Raw genomic sequence first — 19,161 nt, forward strand, 5'->3', positions numbered from 1 at the left:
TCCGGGAGTATTGGCGAGTTGTTTTTGGGGTGGGGGCACCCCGTTTCCCTTGCCCCCACCTCCGCTTTTCCTGTGCGCTACAGGCGGCCGGCCGCTTTCAGGTCCAGATAGGCGTCGGCCAGGGCGGGCGCCAGTTCTTCAGGGGTCGCGTCCACCACGGTGACGCCGTGGCGCATCAGCTTCTCGGCCGTGCGACGGCGCTGTTCCTGCGTCTGGGCGGCTGCGGCGGACGCGTACACCGCCTCGACGTCGCCTCGCGAGGCGGCCATTTGCTTGATGTGTGGATCGGCCACCGCTGCCACCAGGACCGTATGGCGTTGGGTGAGTTGGGGCAGTACGGGGAGCAGGCCCTCTTCGACCGCCGCGGTGTCCAGGCTCGTGAGCAGGACGATGAGCGAGCGGCGGGGAGCGTGGGTGAGGGCCGCGGCGCTGAGGCCGCGGGCGTCCGTTTCGATCAGGGACGCTTCGAGCGGGGCCATCGCGTTGACCAGTGCCGGCAGGAGTTCGCCTGCGGCTCGGCCCTGGACCTGGGCTCGTACGCGTCGGTCGTATGCGAGGAGGTCGACTCGGTCGCCGGCTCGGGAGGCGAGGGCCGCGAGGAGGAGTCCGGCGTCCATGGCCGCGTCGAGGCGCGGCATGTCACCGACGCGGCCGGCCGCGGTGCGGCCCGTGTCGAGGACGATGAGGACATGCCGGTCTCGTTCTGGTCGCCAGGTGCGTACGGCGACGTTGCTCTGGCGCGCGGTGGCCCGCCAGTCGATGGACCGGGTGTCATCGCCGGGAACGTACTCGCGAAGGCTGTCGAATTCGGTGCCCTCGCCTCGGGTCAACACGCTGGTGCGGCCGTCGAGTTCGCGAAGGCGGGCCAGGCGGGACGGCAGGTGCTTGCGGCTGGTGAACGGCGGCAGGACGCGTACGGACCAGGGGACCTGGTGGCTGCCCTGGCGGGCGGCCAGGCCGAGGGGGCCGTACGACCGGACCGTGACGCGGTCCGCCTGGCGGTCGCCGCGGCGCTTCGGACGCAGGGGGGTGGTCACGCGGCTTCGTTCTCCGGCCGGGATCGTCAACGGGTGCCGCGAGGCGGCCTGTTCGGCGTCGGACGACCAGCTGCTGGGGGGCCAGGCGTCCCTGAGCTCGGCGCGGAGACGGCGGTTGGATGGGTTGGTGATGGTGAGGGCGACTGAGGCCGCGTCACCCAGTCGAACTGATGTGTCACCACTTCGAGTGAACTGGAGCTTTCGCACTGGCGCGGCGCAGGCGTAGTCGCACAGAATTGCGAGTGCAAGGGGAGCGTTGACCGCGAGCATGCCGGCCCAGCCCGGGGCGAAGACACCGACCGGGATGGAGCCGAGGGCGGCAAGGAGTGCGGAGCGTCCGGTGAGGGCCATGGGGTCGCCTCAGCGGGGCACGGGGACGTGGGCGAGAACGGAAGTGATGACGGAGTCGGCGGTGACGCCCTCCATCTCGGCTTCGGGGCGCAGTTGGATTCGGTGGCGAAGTGTGGGGAGTGCCAGGGCTTTGACATCGTCCGGGATGACGTAGTCCCGGCCGGTGAGCCAGGCCCAGGCCCGGGCCGTGGAGAGCAGGGCGGTGGCGCCTCGCGGGGAGACCCCGAGGCTGAGCGAGGGGGATTCACGCGTGGCACGACAGATATCGACGACATAGCCGGTGATCTCGGGTGAGACCGAGGTCTTGGCGACGGCGGCGCGGGCGGCTTGGAGGTCCCCGGGGCCGGCCACGGGGCGCAGTCCCGCCCCCTTCAGGTCGCGGGGGTTGAAGCCGTTCGCGTGCCGGGCCAGGACGTCTATCTCGTCCTGGCGCGAGGGCAGCGGGACCGTCAACTTCAGTAGAAAGCGGTCGAGTTGGGCCTCGGGCAGGGGGTACGTGCCTTCGTACTCGACGGGGTTCTGGGTTGCGGCCACCAGGAACGGGTCGGGCAGGAGGCGTGGCGTGCCGTCGACCGTGACCTGACGTTCCTCCATGGCTTCGAGCAGGGACGACTGGGTCTTGGGCGGGGTCCGGTTGATCTCGTCCGCGAGCAGCAGATTGGTGAACACCGGGCCGGGCTGGAAGGAGAACTCTGCCGTACGGGCGTCGTAGATGAGCGAGCCGGTCACGTCGCTCGGCATCAGGTCGGGGGTGAACTGGACACGCTTGGTGTCGAGTTGGAGGGAGGCGGCCAAGGCGCGCACCAGGAGGGTCTTGGCAACGCCCGGTACGCCTTCGAGCAGCACATGGCCGCGGCACAGGAGGGCGACAACAAGGCCGGTGACGACGGAGTCCTGGCCGACGACGGCCTTGGCGATCTCGGCGCGCAGGGCTTCGAGGGAAGCGCGGGCGTCGTCCGGGGTCGCGGTGGTCTCCGGGGTGCGGTCGCTCATGAAGTGCGTACCTCTCGTTCGAGGGCGTCCAGTTCGTCCGCGAGGCGGACAAGTGCGGTGTCATCGGCCGGGGTTGGGCCGAAGAGAAGGGAAAGGGGGTCGCGGCCGGTCGCGGGGAGCCGGGCGGAGACGGCCGGGACGAGGATCTCGGGGGAGTGTGCCGCCGAGGCGGCCACGCCGAGCAGGGGAGCCAGTCGGGTGCGGGCGGCGGAGCGGAGGGTTTGGGCCGCGCGGTCGCGGGCGTTGGCCTTGCGGTAGAGGCGGGCGCGGCCCTCGGTCGTCTCGGAGGCGCGGACGGCGACGGGAAGTCGCTCGGTGACGAGCGGGCCGAGTCGGCGGGCGCGCCAGATGGCGGCCAGTGCGGCGGCGACGGCGAGTTGGAGGGTGGCCCAGAGCCATCCGGACGGGATCAGGTCGAAGAACGAGCGTTTGCCGCCGTCGGTGGCGGACGCGTCACCCAGCGAGGGGAGGTACCAGACCAGATGGGGGCGAGTGCCGAGCAGGTGCAGGGCGAGGGAGGCGTTGCCCTCTTCGTCGAGGTGGTGGTTGACGAGGAGGTCCGGGGCGCCGAGCAGGACGGTGTCGCCCCGACCGTGCTCCGGGATGCGGAGCACGGTGGGGAGGCCGGCGGCCGGGTAGCAGCCGTCGCTGCGCTCGTCGGGGGCCGAGTAGCGGATGCCTCCGGTGTTCGCGCGGCCCGCACGGGTCGCGGCGGGCTGGGTGCAGCCGGGGTCGCGCGGCTTGACGGCGGCGGAGCTTTCGGCGTGGACGCCGGGGGCGAGGATGTCGAGCGAAGGCGCGTCGGGGGCGATGAGGATCGTACGGCCGCCGGATTCGGCGGTGGCGGTGCGCAGTTGGCGCTGCTGACCCTCGGTCAGGAGGTCGGGGACCGTGATCAGGAGGGTGGTGTCGGGGCCGGCGGCGGTCGTCGCCTCGTCGAGGGTGGTGACCACGCGGGTCGCGACGCCCTGGGAGGTGAGGAGCTGGGCGACGGCCCGGGTGCCGTTCTGGTCGGCGGAGCGCGGATCGAGGCTGCCGTGCTGGGAGTCGGTGGTGTGCAGTGCGGCGAGCACGACGCCGGCCGCTATGAGGATGACGAGCGTGAGGACCAGTCCGCGGGTCCGGGTCCACAGCTGGCGGGCGGTGGCCGAGGTGGAGGTGGGAGCGGTCGCGGTGGCGGTCATGCGCTGACCCCCTGGGCCGCGTCGTTCAGCGCGGGCTTTGCGGCGCGGAGGTCCCGGTCGAGGTCGCGCAGCCGTATGTATGCCGCCTCGTCGGCGGTGCGGCCGCCGTATGTGACGTCGTCGAACGCCCGGGCCGCGGCGCGGAGTCGGACGGCGTGGCCGGGCAGGGGGCGGCCCGCTTCGGCGGCGGCCTCGTCGGCGGTCCGCCCGGGGCGCGGGTCGAGGAGGGCGCGTTCTTCGAGCGAGCGGACGATGGCGCGCATTTGTTCCTGGACGGCCGCGTTCCAGCGGAGGGCGTTGGCATGTGCCTCGGCCGCGGTGCGGTGTTCGGCGGCGCTGCGGGGGCGATCGTCGAAGACGGTGCCGCCCGAGGAGATGGCCCGCTGCGGGGTGCCGAGTCGCCACCACAGGGCGGCGACCAGGCAGATCACGACGACGGCCAGCATGATCAGGCCGAGCGGGCCCCCTGGCGTGGCCCCGGATGCCGAGTCGAAGAGTCCCCCGACCCAGTCCCAGAACGTGTCGAGGGCGCGCTGGAGGAGACTCGGGTCGTGCTGGTGGTACGCCGGGTCGGACAGTTCGCGCCGGGCCGCCTCGCGTGCGAGATCGCGTCCGATGTCCACCGGAGGCGTGCCGGATGCGCCGGTCAGTACGTGTGTCGCGATGAAGCCCCCCGCTTCTGACACTGCATCAGCTCCCGGACGTTTCGTAGCCGGGAATGCCTGCGGCGCGGGCGAGTTCCATGTCGAGTGCCTCACGGCGGATCCGCTGGTCGATATAGAGCAGGACGCTGACGCCGGCCACGATGGGGTAGGTGATCGCGGACCCGATGACGGCCCCCACGCCCGAGATGATCAGGTAGGTCCAGCTGAAATCGGTGGCGGTTCCGTCGAGGAGGTTGCTCAGGGTGTTGCCGTCCGCCGCGGCCGCGCCGAAGGTGAACGGCATCATGATGATCATCGAGACGATGGCGACCAGGACCGATGCCAGCAGGGTGACACCCAGGATGCGCCACCAGGAGCCCTTGACGAGCTTCGCGGAGCGGCGCAGGGACTGGACGATGCTCTGCCGTTCCAGCATCAGGGCCGGTGCGGCAAGGCAGAAGCGGACGTACAGCCACAGTGCGACCACCGACGTGGCCAGACCGCCGAGCACGGCCAGCGCGGCGCCGCCGGCCCCGCCGAGGAGCGCCCCGGGCAGCACGCCGAGCGCGACGATCCCGCCGCACATGACGAACAGGAGGGCCAGCAGGCCGAGCAGGCTCAGCAACCGCGGGCGGGCCTCGGCCCAGGCGTCGCCCAGGGTCACCGGCCGGCCGAGCACGGAGCGGCTGACCACGATGGTCAGGACGGCCGTGGTGAACAGCGTGGCCAACTGCCCGATGATCAGGGGCGGAACGAGGTCGACGAAGCTGGACTGCATGGCGTCGAAGGCCTGGCGGATGGCCTCGCTGCCGGTGGCATCCGGGTCGATCGCGGTCGGCGCCGGCAGGATGAAGCGGGTGGCCAGGATCTGGGCGATCTGCGAGACCACGGCGACGACCAGGGTGAGGCCGAGGACCGTGCGCCAGTGGGCACGGGCGGTGGAGACCGCGCCGTCGAGGATCTCTCCGACGCCCAGCGGCCGCAGCGGGATGACGCCCGGCTTGGCGGCGGGCGGACGGCCGTAGTTCTGGTTCCAGTTGCCGCCCGGCGGCTGCTGCCCCGGTACCTGCCCCCAGCCCTGGCCCTGGGGCGGGGTGCCCCAGCCCGGGGTCTGCTGCGGGGGCGACGGATCGGCGCCCGGCGAGGACCACTGGGCGGCCGGGGGCTGCTCCTGCGACCACTTGGAGGTGGCACGGGCCCGGTCCGAGGGCTCCGGTGCCGCGGGCGTGCCGGAGTTGTCACCGTCGGAGGGGGCCGATCCGGGCGAGGCCCAGCCCGGGGAGTCATTCACGGTCGTCCACCTCGTGGCTTGGTCGCGGAACCGGCTGCGCGCGCCGGCTCATTCGGGTTGGCTGCCATCGTGTCACGTGGATCCCGGCCACGGACCGGCCCCCGTACTCCCCGTATCCCGTCGGCACCTTCTTTTGTCCGCCGCTCACGGGGCAGACTGGGCGGATGGCTGATCAGGACGTGCGAACCACCAAGGGGCCCGGTCCTTCGGGAATACCGTCGTTGCGCTGGGACGAGCCACCGGAGGGGCCCGTGCTGGTCCTGCTGGACCAGACCCGGCTGCCCGCCGAGGAGGTGGAGCTGGTCTGCACGGATGTGCCGGGGCTGGTGCTGGCCATCCAGAAGCTGGCGGTACGCGGCGCCCCGCTGCTCGGCATCGCCGGGGCCTACGGGGTGGCGCTGGCCGCGGCCCGTGGCTACGACGTGGACGAGGCGGCGGCGCTGCTCGCGGAGGCCCGGCCCACCGCGGTCAACCTCGGGTACGGGGTGCGGCTGGCCGCCGGGGCCTACCGGGCCGCGGCGGAGAAGGGTGCAGGACCCGCGGAGGCCGGGGCCGCGGCGCTGGGGGCCGCCAAGGCCCTGCACCGGGCGGACGCCGAGGCCAGCGCCAGGATGGCCCGGCACGGGCTCGCGCTGCTCGACGAACTGCTGCCGGGCGGCAGCCATCGCGTCCTCACCCACTGCAACACCGGCCGTCTGGTCTCCGGAGGCGAGGGCACCGCCTTCGCGGTCGCGCTGGCCGCGCACCGGGCCGGCCGGCTGCGGCGCCTGTGGGTCGACGAGACGCGGCCGCTGCTCCAGGGTGCGCGGCTGACGGCGTACGAGGCGGCGGGCAGTGGGATGGCGTACAGCTTGCTGAGCGACAATGCGGCGGGCTCCCTGTTCGCGGCGGGCGAGGTGGACGCCGTCCTCATCGGCGCCGACCGCATCGCGGCCGACGGCTCGGTGGCGAACAAGGTGGGCAGCTATCCGCTCGCCGTGCTCGCCAAGTACCACCACGTGCCGTTCATCGTGGTCGCGCCCGTCACCACCGTGGATCTGGAGACTCCCGACGGCGCTTCGATCGAGGTCGAACAGCGGCCCGGCCAAGAGGTGACAGAGTTCACTGCGCCGCAGGTTCCGGGCAGTGGCTGGGGGTCCGGTTCCGGCCATTCCGTGGCCCCGCTGGGGACCCAGGCGTACAACCCCGCCTTCGATGTGACACCGCCGGAACTGGTCACGGCGATCGTCACGGAGGAGGGTGTGCTGTCCCCGGTGACAGGCGGCGGGCTGAGGGAGCTGTGTGCCAGGTCACGCCAGGTAACGATTAGCTAATGGGATGATGACGTTTATGAAGGGACGCGTCCTTGTCGTCGACGACGACACCGCACTGGCCGAGATGCTCGGCATTGTGTTGCGTGGAGAAGGTTTTGAGCCGTCGTTCGTAGCGGATGGCGACAAGGCACTGGCGGCATTCCGTGACGCCAAGCCCGACCTGGTGCTGCTCGATCTCATGCTGCCCGGACGGGACGGCATCGAGGTCTGCAGGCTGATCAGGGCCGAGTCGGGTGTGCCGATCGTCATGCTCACCGCCAAGAGCGACACCGTGGACGTGGTGGTCGGCCTGGAGTCGGGGGCCGACGACTACATCGTGAAGCCGTTCAAGCCGAAGGAGCTGGTCGCCCGGATCCGGGCCCGGCTGCGCCGGTCCGAGGAGCCGGCGCCGGAGCAGCTCGCCATCGGCGATCTGGTCATCGACGTGGCAGGTCACTCGGTGAAGCGGGACGGGCAGTCGATCGCACTGACCCCGCTCGAGTTCGACCTGTTGGTCGCGCTCGCCCGGAAGCCGTGGCAGGTGTTCACTCGAGAAGTACTCCTGGAACAGGTCTGGGGCTACCGCCACGCGGCCGACACCCGCCTGGTCAACGTCCATGTCCAGCGGCTTCGCTCGAAGGTCGAGAAGGACCCCGAGCGGCCGGAGATCGTGGTGACCGTCCGCGGGGTCGGTTACAAGGCAGGACCGAGCTGAGATGACCCAAGAAGCTGGGCGCAAGACGTCCTGGGGCGGCCGGTTGCTCCAGGACGGAGCGCCCGGCGGTCCGGTGCTGCGACTCGTCGTGCGCTGGCTGCGGCGTCCGCTGCTGCCCGCCGCACGGCTGTGGCGGCGCAACATCCAGCTGCGGGTGGTCGCGGCCACCTTGCTGATGTCGCTGGGTGTGGTCGTGCTGCTCGGCTTCGTGGTCATCGGGGCGGTGCGCAACGGCCTGCTCGAAACGAAGGAGAAGGCGGCCGAGAGCCAGTCCGCGGGCGGGTTCGCGGTCGCCAAGGACAAGGCCGGCTCCCCGGTCTCCTCCGGCGACGACAGCGCCTCCGGCGGCCGGGGGTCGGGTTCCTCGGTGAGCTGGCGCAACGATCTGGTGACCCAGCTCGCGAGCAGCGGCCAGGGCGCGTTCTACGTCGTGGCCCTGGGCTCGGCCTCCTCCGACTCGGACTCGGCCTCCAGCAACCGGGGCCCGCGCGCCTCCGGCTATGTGGACCCCCGCGCGAGCGTTCCGCAGAGCCTGCGGGACAACGTCGACGCGGGTGTCGGCGCGTTCAAGACGTACACCTCGATCAAGTTCACCGACGGCCAGGAAGCCGAGCCCGGACTCGTCGTGGGCACCCGGCTCAAGGACGTCGACGGGCAGTCCTACCAGCTCTACTACCTCTTCCCGCTGGTGCAGGAGGAGAAGTCGCTCACCCTGGTCAAGACCACGCTGGCGACCGCGGGCCTGTTCGTCGTCGTGCTGCTCGGGGCGATCGCCTGGCTCGTCGTGCGGCAGGTGGTCACGCCGGTGCGGATGGCGGCCGGAGTCGCCGAGCGGCTCTCCACGGGCGTGCTCAGAGAGCGCATGAAGGTCACCGGCGAGGACGACATCGCGCGGCTCGGCGAGGCCTTCAACAAGATGGCGCAGAACCTCCAGGTCAAGATCAACCAGCTGGAGGAGCTGTCGCGGATGCAGCGGCGGTTCGTCTCCGACGTCTCGCACGAGCTGCGTACCCCGTTGACGACCGTACGGATGGCGGCCGATGTCATCCATGAGGCGCGGGCCGACTTCGACCCGGTCACGGCCCGCTCGGCCGAGCTCCTCGCCGGTCAGCTCGACCGCTTCGAGTCGCTGCTCGCCGACCTCCTGGAGATCAGCCGGTTCGATGCGGGCGCGGCCGCCCTGGAGGCCGAGCCGATAGATCTGCGCGAGGTCGTGCGCCGGGTCATCGAGGGCGCCGAGCCGCTGGCCGAGCGCAAGGGCACCCGGATACGGGTGGCGGGCGACGAGCAGCCCGTGGTCGCCGAGGCCGACGCGCGCCGCGTCGAGCGGGTGCTGCGCAACCTGGTCGTCAACGCCGTCGAGCACGGTGAGGGCAGGGACGTGGTGGTGCGCCTCGCGGCGGCCGGCGGCGCCGTCGCCGTCGCCGTGCGGGACTACGGCGTCGGGCTCAAGCCGGGCGAGGCGACGCGGGTGTTCAACCGGTTCTGGCGGGCCGACCCGGCGCGCGCCCGCACCACCGGAGGTACCGGGCTCGGTCTGTCGATCGCCGTCGAGGACGCGCGCCTGCACGGCGGCTGGTTGCAGGCCTGGGGCGAGCCGGGCGGGGGGTCCCAGTTCCGGCTGACCCTGCCGCGTACCGCCGACGAGCCGCTGCGCGGATCGCCGATACCGCTGGAGCCGGAGGACTCACGGGCCGCCCGGGAGCGGGCCAGGACCGAGGCGGCGTCCTCACAGACGCAGGGCAACCGGCTGTCCACCGTGCCGACGCCCCGCCTGGACCGCTCGACGCTGCCCGTGCCGCCCACCGCCCCGGTGCGCCCGCGCACCTCGGGCCCGGGGGCGAGCCCCGCCGGGCTGCCCGGAGGCGGCGGTGGCCGGGTGGTGGCACGCCTCAGCGACCCGGAGCCGGGCGCACGGACGGGTAACGGCCGCGGGGACGGTACGGCCGGCCAGGAGCGGCTCGCCGAAACGACTGACCAGGAGGGATCGGCCCGTGGGCGCTGACCGGGGGAGGGCCCGCGGCAAGCTGCTGGGGTCGGTGGTCGTGCTGGGCAGCGGCTCGCTGCTCGTGTCTGGTTGTGCGTCCATGCCCAGCAGCGGCGACGTGCACTCGGTGTCGGCGTCCCAGCGGGCCGATTCGCAGGTGCAGGTGTACGCCGTCCCGCCGCGGCCCGGAGCCGAGCCGAGCGAGATCGTCTCGGGCTTCCTCGAGGCGATGACCAGCGACGATCCGCAGTTCGCGATGGCCCGCCAATATCTGACGCCGAAGGCCGCGACCGACTGGCGGGCGACCGAGGTCACCGTGCTCGCCGACGGCCCCGACCCGCAGCCCACCCGGTCCGCCGACCGGGGCGCGGACGCGAACGGCTTCACCTTCACGGTCTCCGGCAAACGCGTCGCCGTCATCGACAAGCACCACGCCTATCTGCCGGCCGCGCCGCAGGAGAACTACACCCAGACCATTCACCTGGTCCGCCAGAGCGGCGCCGACGGAACGGGCCGGGAGTGGCGCATCGACGCGCTGCCGGAGGGGCTGCTGCTCGGGCAGTCCGACTTCCAGCGCATCTACCGCTCCGTGAACAAGTACTACTTCGCGGCGGGGCAGGACCGCCTCGTCGCCGACCCGGTGTACATGCGCCAGCGCACGGACCCCGAGACGCAGATGAACCTCGTCGCGCAGACGGTGCAGTCGGTCCTGGACGGCCCCACCAGCTGGCTGGAACCGGTGGTCGCGTCGAAGTTTCCCTCGGGCACGGCGCTGAAGGGCGACACCAAGACGCTCGCTCTGGATGACCGCAACGCCCTGAAGGTGCCGCTGAACGACCGGGCCTCCAACGCCGACGAGGCGCAGTGCAAGCGCATGGCGGCCCAACTCCTGTTCACCCTGCGGGACTTGACGACCACGCGGATCGGCCAGGTGGAACTCGACCGCTCCAACGGCTCCCAGCTGTGTGTGCTCAGCGGCGACCAGGCGGAGACGTACGCGCCCGACCGGATGTCGACCAGTCCCGGCCAGTACTTCGTGGACGCGAACGGCCACGTGGAGCGGATGCGGCCCGACGCGGGCGGCTCGGGAACCTCCTCGGACGGCTCCGACAGCTCCGACGGTTCGGACGCCTCGGTGATGACGGAGCCGGTGCAGGGCCCGTTCGGCAAGGGCGAGCAGCAGGTGCGTACCGTCGCGGTGTCGCGGGACGAGAAGCGCGCGGCCGGGGTGTCACCGGACGGCAGGTCGCTGTTCGTGGCCCCGCTCGCCTCCGGGAGCGCCCTGGTGCGTACGCCGGTGACCAGCGACGACCGGAACGCCAAGGACGGCGGCCTCTCGGCGCCCAGCTGGGACGGGCGGGGCGACCTGTGGGTGGCCGACCGCGACGTGGCCAAGCCGAGGCTGCTGCGTCTGGTGCGGGGCCAGGGGGAGCCGCAGACGGTCGACGTCGCCGGCCTCAACGGCGCACGCGTCCAGCAGGTGCGGATGTCGGCGGACGGCGTGCGCGCCGCCCTGCTGGTGTCCGACGGCAGCCGTACGACGCTGAGGATCGGCCGGGTCGAGCGCAGCGGGGAGGGCGACAAGAGCGTGGTCTCGGTCGTCGAACTGCGGCCCGGGGCCCCGCAGATGGAGGACGTGACGGCCGTGTCCTGGGCCGGCCGCAGCCGGCTCGTGGTCGTCGGCAAGGAGACCGGCGGGGTCTCCCAGCAGTTGCGGTACGTGCAGACGGACGGGTCCACCTCGGCCGCCGGCACACTGCCGAGCGTCAACAAGGTCACCGATGTCGCGGCCACCGACGACGACCGGATGCCGCTGGTGGCGCATTCGCAGGAGGACGGAATCGTCCGGCTGCCGCCCGGCGCGAACTGGCGGACGGCCGTCAAAAAGGGCTCGGCGCCCGCCTATCCGGGCTAGTGGCCACCCCTGTGGACGAGTTGTCCACAGGGGTGGCCGACCCTCGGCCGCCTTGGCACAGTGGAGGCCATGCGGGGGTGGTGGCGGGAGTTCTCCGGCCTTGTGCTGCCGACCGCCTGCGGCGGCTGCGGCAGGCAGCGCACGGCGCTGTGCGAGGGGTGCCGGGCGGCGCTGACCGGTGCGCCCGCCCGCCGGGTGCGCCCGGTGCCGACGCCTGCCGGTCTGCCTCCGGTGTACGCGGCCGCGCGCTATGAGGACGCGGTGCGCGCGGTGCTGCTCGGCCACAAAGAGCGGGGCGCCCTCGGTCTCGCCGGAGTGCTCGGTCAGGCGCTGGCGGGCGCGGCGCGGGCCGCGGCGGGCTCTGCCTCCGGAGTGCGGGGGCCGCTGTTGCTGGTCCCGGTGCCCTCGTCGCGGCGTGCGGTCCGGGCCCGTGGGCATGACGCGATCCGGCGCATGGCGCTGGCGGCCGCCGCCGAACTGCGCCGGACGGGGACCGACGCCCGGGTGGCCGCGGTCCTGCGCCAGCGGCGCACCGTCGCCGACCAGGCGGGCCTGAGCGCCCCCCAGCGGCTCGCGAACCTCTCCGGCGCTCTGGTGGTCGCGGGCGGCGGTGCGAGGCTGCTGGCGGGCGGTCACGTGGTCGTGGTGGACGATCTGATGACCACGGGCGCATCTCTGGTGGAAGCGGCGCGTGCGATCCGTGCGGCTGGGGTAGGCGGTCGTCACACGGACGCCCCGGGAGAAGCTCGAGGCCCGTCCGGGGAAATTCAAGGATTTCCCCGGGCAGGGGCCGGGTTCGACCGGCGGGGGACCGGATCGGTGGCGCGGGACGGGGATGTTCCGCGCCCGGTGGCCGCCGTTGTCGCGGCCACTCCGGAATCGTTCGCAATAATCCGGAACTGACCGAGAACCTGCATCGTTGCAGGTAGTGAGAGGGCAGGAGCACTCGAGTGGAGGTACGTGCGGGTAGCGGGTGCCGACAAGCGGCCGAGAGAGCTATGTTCGGTTGTGAGGAATGGCGAAAGCCCGTTCACTTAATGCACGGCTGAGCTTCGGAGCGTTTTTACTTACCCCCGAGTCGGTGGGGTGGGGATCTTCTCGACGGGGGAGGAGGAGGTGATACGTCACCGAGTCCGACGCCCCGGCACTCACCGGGGTCTGGTGCAAAAGGGAGCAGCTCCGCCAGAGGCGGAGTGATCCGGGAACGGAGTTCTGCGTGGACATCGTCGTCAAGGGCCGCAAGACCGAGGTGCCCGAGCGGTTCCGCAAGCACGTGGCCGAGAAGCTGAAGCTGGAGAAGATCCAGAAGCTCGACGGCAAGGTAATCAGCCTCGACGTCGAGGTGTCCAAGGAACACAACCCGCGGCAGGCGGACCGCTCGGACCGGGTGGAGATCACCCTCCACTCGCGAGGCCCGGTCATCCGAGCGGAGGCGGCGGCGGCGGATCCGTACGCGGCGCTCGACCTGGCGACGGGCAAGCTGGAGGCCCGGCTGCGCAAGCAGCACGACAAGCGCTACACGCGCCGCGGCAACGGCCGGCTGTCGGCCGCCGAGGTCGTCGATGTGGTGCCGGGCGTCGCGGAGTTGAACGGAAACGGCAAGCCTGTGGACGCTTCGGACGAGGACCGCGTTCCCACCACCAGGATCGGCTCGCTCGAAGTGCAGGGCGAAGGACCGCTGGTGGTGCGCGAGAAGACACACACCGCAGCCCCGATGACGCTCGACCAGGCGCTGTACGAGATGGAACTGGTCGGGCACGACTTCTACCTGTTCGTCGACTCGGAGACCAAGCACCCCAGCGTCGTCTACCGGCGACATGCCTACGACTACGGCGTCATCCGCCTGGAGAGCGACCCGCTCTCCGGTGAGGACGCGAGCGGCGCGGGCGGTGCGCTGGGCGGCTGAGACCGCCCGGAAGGCCTACGAACAATTCGTCGGCCGGCGCGCTGAACGCATGGGAACAGCGCTCCGTACCCACGAGTGAAGGTGCCCCTGGAGCCCATGTGCGCCCCCAGGGGCACCACCGTGCCACCACGGGAACACCCTTCTGTCGCCCAGGCATGAAATCATGGCGTCGCACGCCAACCGCAGCTCCCTGGAGCGGGGTTGGTGCAGCAACACCAACTCGGGCCACGGCCTTCAGGGGGAGGAACGATGGCGGACAGCTTCGGGCCGGTGCATGACGGTTCCTATGCCGACAGCCCGAACGGCGACCACGAGCGCGGCATGGATCGGGGGGACTCCCGCAAGGAGCCGATCCGGGTCCTGGTGGTGGACGACCACGCGCTCTTTCGCCGGGGTCTTGAGATCGTGCTGGCCGCCGAGGAGGACATCCAGGTCGTCGGCGAGGCCGGGGACGGCGCGGAAGCGGTGGACAAGGCGGCCGACCTGCTGCCGGACATCGTGCTGATGGACGTAAGGATGCCCCGTCGCGGCGGCATCGAGGCCTGCACCTCCATCAAGGAGGTGGCCCCCAGCGCGAAGATCATCATGCTCACGATCAGCGATGAGGAGGCCGACCTCTACGACGCGATCAAGGCGGGCGCGACCGGCTACCTCCTCAAGGAGATCTCCACCGACGAGGTGGCGACCGCGATCCGCGCGGTGGCCGACGGACAGTCGCAGATCAGCCCCTCGATGGCTTCCAAGCTGCTCACCGAGTTCAAGTCGATGATCCAGCGCACCGACGAGCGCCGTCTGGTGCCGGCGCCCCGGCTCACCGACCGTGAGCTGGAGGTACTCAAGCTGGTCGCCACGGGGATGAACAACCGTGACATCGCGAAGCAGTTGTTCATCTCCGAGAACACCGTGAAGAACCATGTGCGCAACATCCTGGAGAAGCTCCAGCTCCACTCCAGGATGGAAGCGGTGGTCTACGCGATGCGCGAGAAGATCCTGGAGATCAGGTAGCCAGCGCCTCGGTGAGCGCCGCCGCCTCCTGCGGTGTCCCGGCCCGCTCGACGCGTACGGCGTCGCAGCCCACCCATGACGCCGCCTCCAACAAGGCCTGGGCCATGGGCCGGACGGCCTTCGGCGAGCCCAGCGAGACCTGCTTGGCGACCAGGGTGCGGCCCTCGCGCGCCGGGTCCACGCGGCCGAGCAGCCGCCCGCCGGAGAGCAGCGGCATCGCGAAGTACCCGTGAATCCGCTTGGGTTTGGGGACGTACGCCTCCAGGCGGTGGGCGAAGCCGAAGATGCGCTCGGTGCGGGCGCGGTCCCAGACCAGCGAGTCGAACGGGGACAGCAGGGTGGTGCGGTGGCGGCCGCGCGACTCGGTGGCCAGCGCGAGGGGATCCGCCCAGGCGGGCTTCGACCAGCCCTGGACGGTGACCGGCACCAGGCCCGAGTCGGCGACCACCGCGTCGAACTGCTCGCCCTTGAGGCGGTGGTAGTCCGCGATGTCCGCACGGGTGCCCACGCCGAGGGACTGCCCGGCGAGCCGCACCAGGCGGCGCAGGCACTCGTCGTCGGCCAGGTCGTCGTGGAGCAGCGCGTCCGGAATGGCTCGCTCCGCCAGGTCGTAGACCCGCTTCCAGCCGCGCCGTTCCGTACACACCACCTCGCCGTACATCAGCGCCCGCTCGACGGCGACCTTCGACGCCGACCAGTCCCACCACTCGCCCTTGTTCTTGGCGCCGCCCAAGTCCGTTGCCGTGAGCGGGCCTTCGGCGCGGAGCTGCTTGATCACCTGCTCATAGGCGCCGTCCGGCAGTTCGTGGCCCCAGTGCGGCCGCGAGCGGTAGGCGCGGCGGCGGAACGCGAAGTGCGGCCACTCCTCCACGGGCAGCACACAGGCCGCGTGCGACCAGTACTCGAAGGAGTGGCCACCGCCCCAGTACGCCTCCTCGACGGCCTCGCGCCCGACCGCTCCGAGGCGGGCGTAGGGGACGAGTTCGTGCGAGCGGGCCAGCACCGAGATGGTGTCGAGCTGGACCGCGCCCAAGTGGCGCAGCACCCCGCGCACCCCGCCCCGGCGGTCGGCCGCGCCGAGGAATCCCTGGGCGCGCAGGGCTATGCGGCGGGCCTCGTCGGCGGACAGTTCGGCGGCGGGAGGCGGGGAACTCGTCATGCTCCGCACGATAGTGGCCGCCACTGACAACGCGGCCGGAGATCTTCCCCGCGCGCGAGGTCAGACCCGCGCGGGAAGGTAGGGCAGGACGCCGGGCAGGCCCAGGTCCGAGGGGAGCAGGGCGCCCACCCAGCCGTCCCTGCGGACGCCCTGGTGCACGGTCGCCGAGCGCAGGGTGCCCTCCATGACGAAGCCCAGCTTCAGGGCGACGGCGCGGGACGCCTCGTTGCCCACCTCGGCCCGCCATTCCAGCCGGTCCACGGAGGCCGCCTCGAAGGCCCAGCGGGCCGCCCTGGTCGCCGCCTCCACCATGTAGCCGCGGCCCCGGTGCTCCTTGGCCGTCCAGAAGCCCAGCTCCGCGAGGCCAGGTCCGCGTCTCGTGACGCTGAGCATCGCGACGAGGGTCGTGCCGTCGGCAGGAAGTACCGCGAAGGTGTAGCCGCTGTCGTCGCGCCAGGCGTCGGGCGCCTGGGACGAGGTGAAGCTCTCCGCGTGCTCGCGCAGATAGGGCGAGGGGACGGTGGTCCAGCGCTGGATGTCGGGGTCCTGGCACGCGGCGTGGACGGCGTCGGCGTCCTCGGGTCCCACGGGGCGCAGGAGCAGGCGTTCGGTGGTCAGCGTCACGGGTTCCATCGCCCGATTCTGCGGGGCCGCGGCCACGGCGCCCACCTCATTTCGCCGCCTCCCCGGCACCTTCGGACAGTCCCGTCCGTTGTCGTGACAGCAGACCTCCCGGCGCGGCCGGGTCCTCGCATACGATGACCGTTGCTGTATCCACACCCATAGCCACTCGACCGCGCCAGGCCCGACCGGCAAGGAGACCAACCCCCGTGTCCGTCCTCTCAAAGATCATGCGTGCAGGCGAAGGCAAGATCCTGCGCAAGCTGCACCGCATCGCGGACCAGGTCAACTCCATCGAAGAGGACTTCGTCAACCTCTCCGACGCCGAGCTGCGTGCCCTCACCGACGAGTACAAGGAGCGGTACGCGGGCGGCGAGAGCCTGGACGACCTGCTCCCCGAAGCCTTCGCGACCGTGCGCGAGGCCGCCAAGCGCGTCCTCGGCCAGCGCCATTACGACGTCCAGATGATGGGCGGCGCGGCCCTGCACCTCGGTTACGTCGCCGAGATGAAGACCGGTGAGGGCAAGACCCTCGTCGGCACGCTGCCCGCCTATCTGAACGCGCTGTCCGGCAAGGGCGTGCACCTGATCACGGTCAACGACTACCTGGCCGAGCGCGACTCCGAGATGATGGGCCGGGTGCACAAGTTCCTCGGTCTCGAGGTCGGCTGCATCCTCGCCAACATGTCGCCCGCCGAGCGCCGTGCCCAGTACAACTGCGACATCACGTACGGCACGAACAACGAGTTCGGCTTCGACTACCTGCGCGACAACATGGCGTGGGCCCAGGACGAGCTCGTCCAGCGCGGCCACAACTTCGCGATCGTCGACGAGGTCGACTCGATCCTCGTCGACGAGGCCCGTACGCCGCTGATCATCTCCGGCCCCGCCGACCAGGCCACCAAGTGGTACGGCGACTTCGCCAAGCTGGTCACCCGCCTGACCAAGGGCGAGCCGGGCAACCCGCTCAAGGGCATCGAGGAGACCGGCGACTACGAGGTCGACGAGAAGAAGCGCACCGTCGCCATCCACGAGCCGGGCGTCGCCAAGGTCGAGGACTGGCTGGGCATCGACAACCTCTACGAGTCGGTGAACACCCCGCTCGTGGGTTACCTGAACAACGCCATCAAGGCGAAGGAACTGTTCAAGAAGGACAAGGACTACGTCGTCATCGACGGCGAAGTCATGATCGTCGACGAGCACACCGGCCGTATCCTCGCCGGCCGCCGCTACAACGAGGGCATGCACCAGGCGATCGAGGCGAAGGAAGAGGTGGACATCAAGGACGAGAACCAGACCCTCGCCACGATCACCCTCCAGAACTTCTTCCGCCTCTACGACAAGCTCTCCGGCATGACCGGTACGGCGATGACCGAGGCCGCCGAGTTCCACCAGATCTACAAGCTGGGCGTCGTGCCGATCCCGACGAACAAGCCCATGGTCCGCAAGGACCAGTCGGACCTGATCTACCGCACCGAGGTCGCCAAGTTCGACGCGGTCGTCGACGACATCGCCGAGAAGCACGAGAAGGGCCAGCCGATCCTGGTCGGCACCACCTCGGTCGAGAAGTCCGAGTACCTCTCGCAGCAGCTCTCCAAGCGGGGCATCCAGCACGAGGTGCTCAACGCCAAGCAGCACGACCGGGAGGCGACGATCGTCGCCCAGGCCGGTCGCAAGGGCGCCGTCACCGTCGCCACCAACATGGCCGGACGAGGCACCGACATCAAGCTCGGCGGCAACCCGGACGACCTCGCCGAGGCCGAGCTGCGCCAGGCGGGTCTCGACCCGGTCGAGCACGTCGAGGAGTGGGCCGCGGCGCTGCCCGCCGCCCTGGAGAAGGCCGAGCTGGCCGTCAAGGCCGAGTTCGAAGAGGTCAAGGAGCTCGGCGGCCTGTACGTGCTCGGCACCGAGCGGCACGAGTCGCGGCGTATCGACAACCAGCTGCGCGGTCGCTCGGGACGTCAGGGCGACCCTGGTGAGTCCCGCTTCTACCTGTCGCTCGGCGACGACCTGATGCGCCTGTTCAAGGCCCAGATGGTCGAGCGCGTCATGTCGATGGCGAACGTGCCGGACGACGTGCCGATCGAGAACAAGATGGTGACGCGCGCGATCGCGTCCGCCCAGTCGCAGGTCGAGCAGCAGAACTTCGAGACGCGCAAGAACGTCCTGAAGTACGACGAGGTGCTCAACCGTCAGCGCGAGGTCATCTACGGCGAGCGCCGCCGCGTCCTGGAGGGCGAGGATCTGCACGAGCAGGTCAGGCACTTCATGGACGACACGATCGACGCCTACATCCAGGCCGAGACCGTCGAGGGCTTCGCCGAGGAGTGGGATCTGGACCGGCTGTGGGGCGCCTTCCGGCAGCTCTACCCGGTGAAGGTCACCGTGGAGGAGCTGGAGGACGCGGCGGGCGACCGGGCGGGCATCACCGCCGAGTTCATCGCCGAGTCCATCAAGGACGACATCTACGAGCAGTACGCCGCCCGCGAGGAGCAGCTCGGCTCCGACATCATGCGCGAGCTGGAGCGCCGGGTGGTCCTGTCGGTCCTGGACCGCAAGTGGCGTGAGCACCTCTACGAGATGGACTACCTCCAGGAGGGCATCGGCCTGCGGGCCATGGCGCAGAAGGACCCGCTGGTCGAGTACCAGCGCGAGGGCTTCGACATGTTCAACGCCATGATGGAGGGCATCAAGGAGGAGTCGGTCGGCTATCTGTTCAACCTGGAGGTCCAGGTCGAGCAGCAGGTCGAGGAGGTCCCGGTCGCGGACGCCGCGCCCGCCGACGCCCCCTCGCTCACCAAGGAGGACACCATCCCGGCCGCGCGTCCGGAGATCCGGGCCAAGGGCCTGGACGCTCCGCAGCGCCCGGACCGCCTGCACTTCTCGGCGCCGACGGTGGACGGCGAGGGCGGTGTCGTCGAGGGCGACTTCGACAACGGGGACGACGAGCCGGCCCGCTCGGAGGCGGACGGCCTGACGCGCGCGGAGCGCCGCAAGGCGCAGAAGACCACGGGCGGTCGTCGCCGCAAGAAGTAACCGTCGGTCGTACGTCGTCGAGGGGC

The 19,161-nt window shown here is 71.0% G+C and carries 15 protein-coding genes; 8 read left to right on the forward strand and 7 right to left on the reverse strand.

Annotated features, from left to right (window positions below; all coding sequences use genetic code 11):
• Window positions 1-77: 77 nt before the first annotated feature.
• Genes N4G70_RS00005 through N4G70_RS00025 form a run of 5 tightly spaced genes read right to left on the reverse strand, consistent with a single transcriptional unit; the run spans window position 78 to window position 5,500 of the window.
• Entirely contained in the window at window positions 78-1,388 is a 1,311-nt protein-coding gene (locus tag N4G70_RS00005; protein WP_261710250.1) for a DUF58 domain-containing protein, read from the reverse strand.
• Window positions 1,389-1,397: 9 nt separating this feature from the next.
• Window positions 1,398-2,381, reverse strand: coding sequence for a MoxR family ATPase (locus tag N4G70_RS00010; RefSeq protein ID WP_261710251.1), 984 nt, complete (start codon window positions 2,379-2,381; stop codon window positions 1,398-1,400).
• Complete coding sequence (locus N4G70_RS00015; RefSeq protein WP_261710252.1) at window positions 2,378-3,565, reverse strand: DUF4350 domain-containing protein; 1,188 nt, start codon at window positions 3,563-3,565, stop codon at window positions 2,378-2,380. Before N4G70_RS00015 ends, N4G70_RS00010 begins: the two co-directional genes overlap by 4 nt.
• Entirely contained in the window at window positions 3,562-4,251 is a 690-nt protein-coding gene (locus N4G70_RS00020) for a DUF4129 domain-containing protein (RefSeq protein ID WP_261710253.1), read from the reverse strand. Before N4G70_RS00020 ends, N4G70_RS00015 begins: the two co-directional genes overlap by 4 nt.
• A 4-nt stretch (window positions 4,252-4,255) precedes the next feature.
• On the reverse strand, window positions 4,256-5,500 hold the full coding sequence (locus tag N4G70_RS00025) for a glycerophosphoryl diester phosphodiesterase membrane domain-containing protein (RefSeq protein WP_261710254.1): 1,245 nt from the start codon (window positions 5,498-5,500) through the stop codon (window positions 4,256-4,258).
• A 164-nt stretch (window positions 5,501-5,664) separates the two neighbouring features.
• On the opposite strand from N4G70_RS00025, the gene mtnA reads away from it, so the two are divergent.
• From mtnA to N4G70_RS00060, 7 genes are all read left to right on the forward strand, one after another.
• Window positions 5,665-6,813, forward strand: a complete 1,149-nt coding sequence (gene mtnA / locus N4G70_RS00030) for an S-methyl-5-thioribose-1-phosphate isomerase (RefSeq protein WP_261710255.1) — start codon at window positions 5,665-5,667, stop codon at window positions 6,811-6,813.
• A 4-nt stretch (window positions 6,814-6,817) separates the two neighbouring features.
• The gene (gene mtrA / locus N4G70_RS00035) at window positions 6,818-7,507 is read left to right on the forward strand and encodes a two-component system response regulator MtrA (RefSeq protein WP_189389435.1); all 690 of its coding nucleotides are present in this window, start codon (window positions 6,818-6,820) and stop codon (window positions 7,505-7,507) included.
• A gap of 1 nt (window position 7,508) precedes the next feature.
• Complete coding sequence (gene mtrB / locus N4G70_RS00040; RefSeq protein ID WP_261710256.1) at window positions 7,509-9,512, forward strand: MtrAB system histidine kinase MtrB; 2,004 nt, start codon at window positions 7,509-7,511, stop codon at window positions 9,510-9,512.
• The gene (locus N4G70_RS00045; protein WP_399033535.1) at window positions 9,502-11,409 is read left to right on the forward strand and encodes an LpqB family beta-propeller domain-containing protein; all 1,908 of its coding nucleotides are present in this window, start codon (window positions 9,502-9,504) and stop codon (window positions 11,407-11,409) included. Before mtrB ends, N4G70_RS00045 begins: the two co-directional genes overlap by 11 nt.
• Before the next feature lie 69 nt (window positions 11,410-11,478).
• A complete protein-coding gene (locus N4G70_RS00050; RefSeq protein ID WP_261710257.1) occupies window positions 11,479-12,312 on the forward strand; it encodes a ComF family protein in 834 nt (277 codons plus the stop codon).
• A 313-nt stretch (window positions 12,313-12,625) separates the two neighbouring features.
• Window positions 12,626-13,315 carry a ribosome hibernation-promoting factor, HPF/YfiA family gene (gene hpf, locus N4G70_RS00055; RefSeq protein WP_120723077.1) on the forward strand — a complete coding sequence of 230 codons (690 nt, stop codon included), beginning with the start codon at window positions 12,626-12,628 and terminating at the stop codon, window positions 13,313-13,315.
• A gap of 249 nt (window positions 13,316-13,564) precedes the next feature.
• Complete coding sequence (locus N4G70_RS00060; RefSeq protein ID WP_261710258.1) at window positions 13,565-14,320, forward strand: response regulator transcription factor; 756 nt, start codon at window positions 13,565-13,567, stop codon at window positions 14,318-14,320.
• Here N4G70_RS00060 and N4G70_RS00065 read toward each other — a convergent pair.
• Window positions 14,313-15,479: a winged helix-turn-helix domain-containing protein gene (locus tag N4G70_RS00065; RefSeq protein WP_261710259.1), complete on the reverse strand. Its 1,167-nt coding sequence runs from the start codon at window positions 15,477-15,479 to the stop codon at window positions 14,313-14,315. The two genes, N4G70_RS00060 and N4G70_RS00065, sit on opposite strands and share 8 nt — an antisense overlap.
• 60 nt (window positions 15,480-15,539) lie before the next feature.
• Window positions 15,540-16,112, reverse strand: coding sequence for a GNAT family N-acetyltransferase (locus N4G70_RS00070; RefSeq protein WP_261710260.1), 573 nt, complete (start codon window positions 16,110-16,112; stop codon window positions 15,540-15,542).
• Between the two features lie 197 nt (window positions 16,113-16,309).
• Here N4G70_RS00070 and secA point away from each other — a divergent pair, with 197 nt between their 5' ends.
• Window positions 16,310-19,135 carry a preprotein translocase subunit SecA gene (secA, locus tag N4G70_RS00075; protein WP_261710261.1) on the forward strand — a complete coding sequence of 942 codons (2,826 nt, stop codon included), beginning with the start codon at window positions 16,310-16,312 and terminating at the stop codon, window positions 19,133-19,135.
• The last annotated feature ends 26 nt before the right edge of the window (window positions 19,136-19,161 follow it).

This window comes from Streptomyces sp. ASQP_92 (assembly GCF_025399895.1).
Classification (GTDB): domain Bacteria; phylum Actinomycetota; class Actinomycetes; order Streptomycetales; family Streptomycetaceae; genus Streptomyces.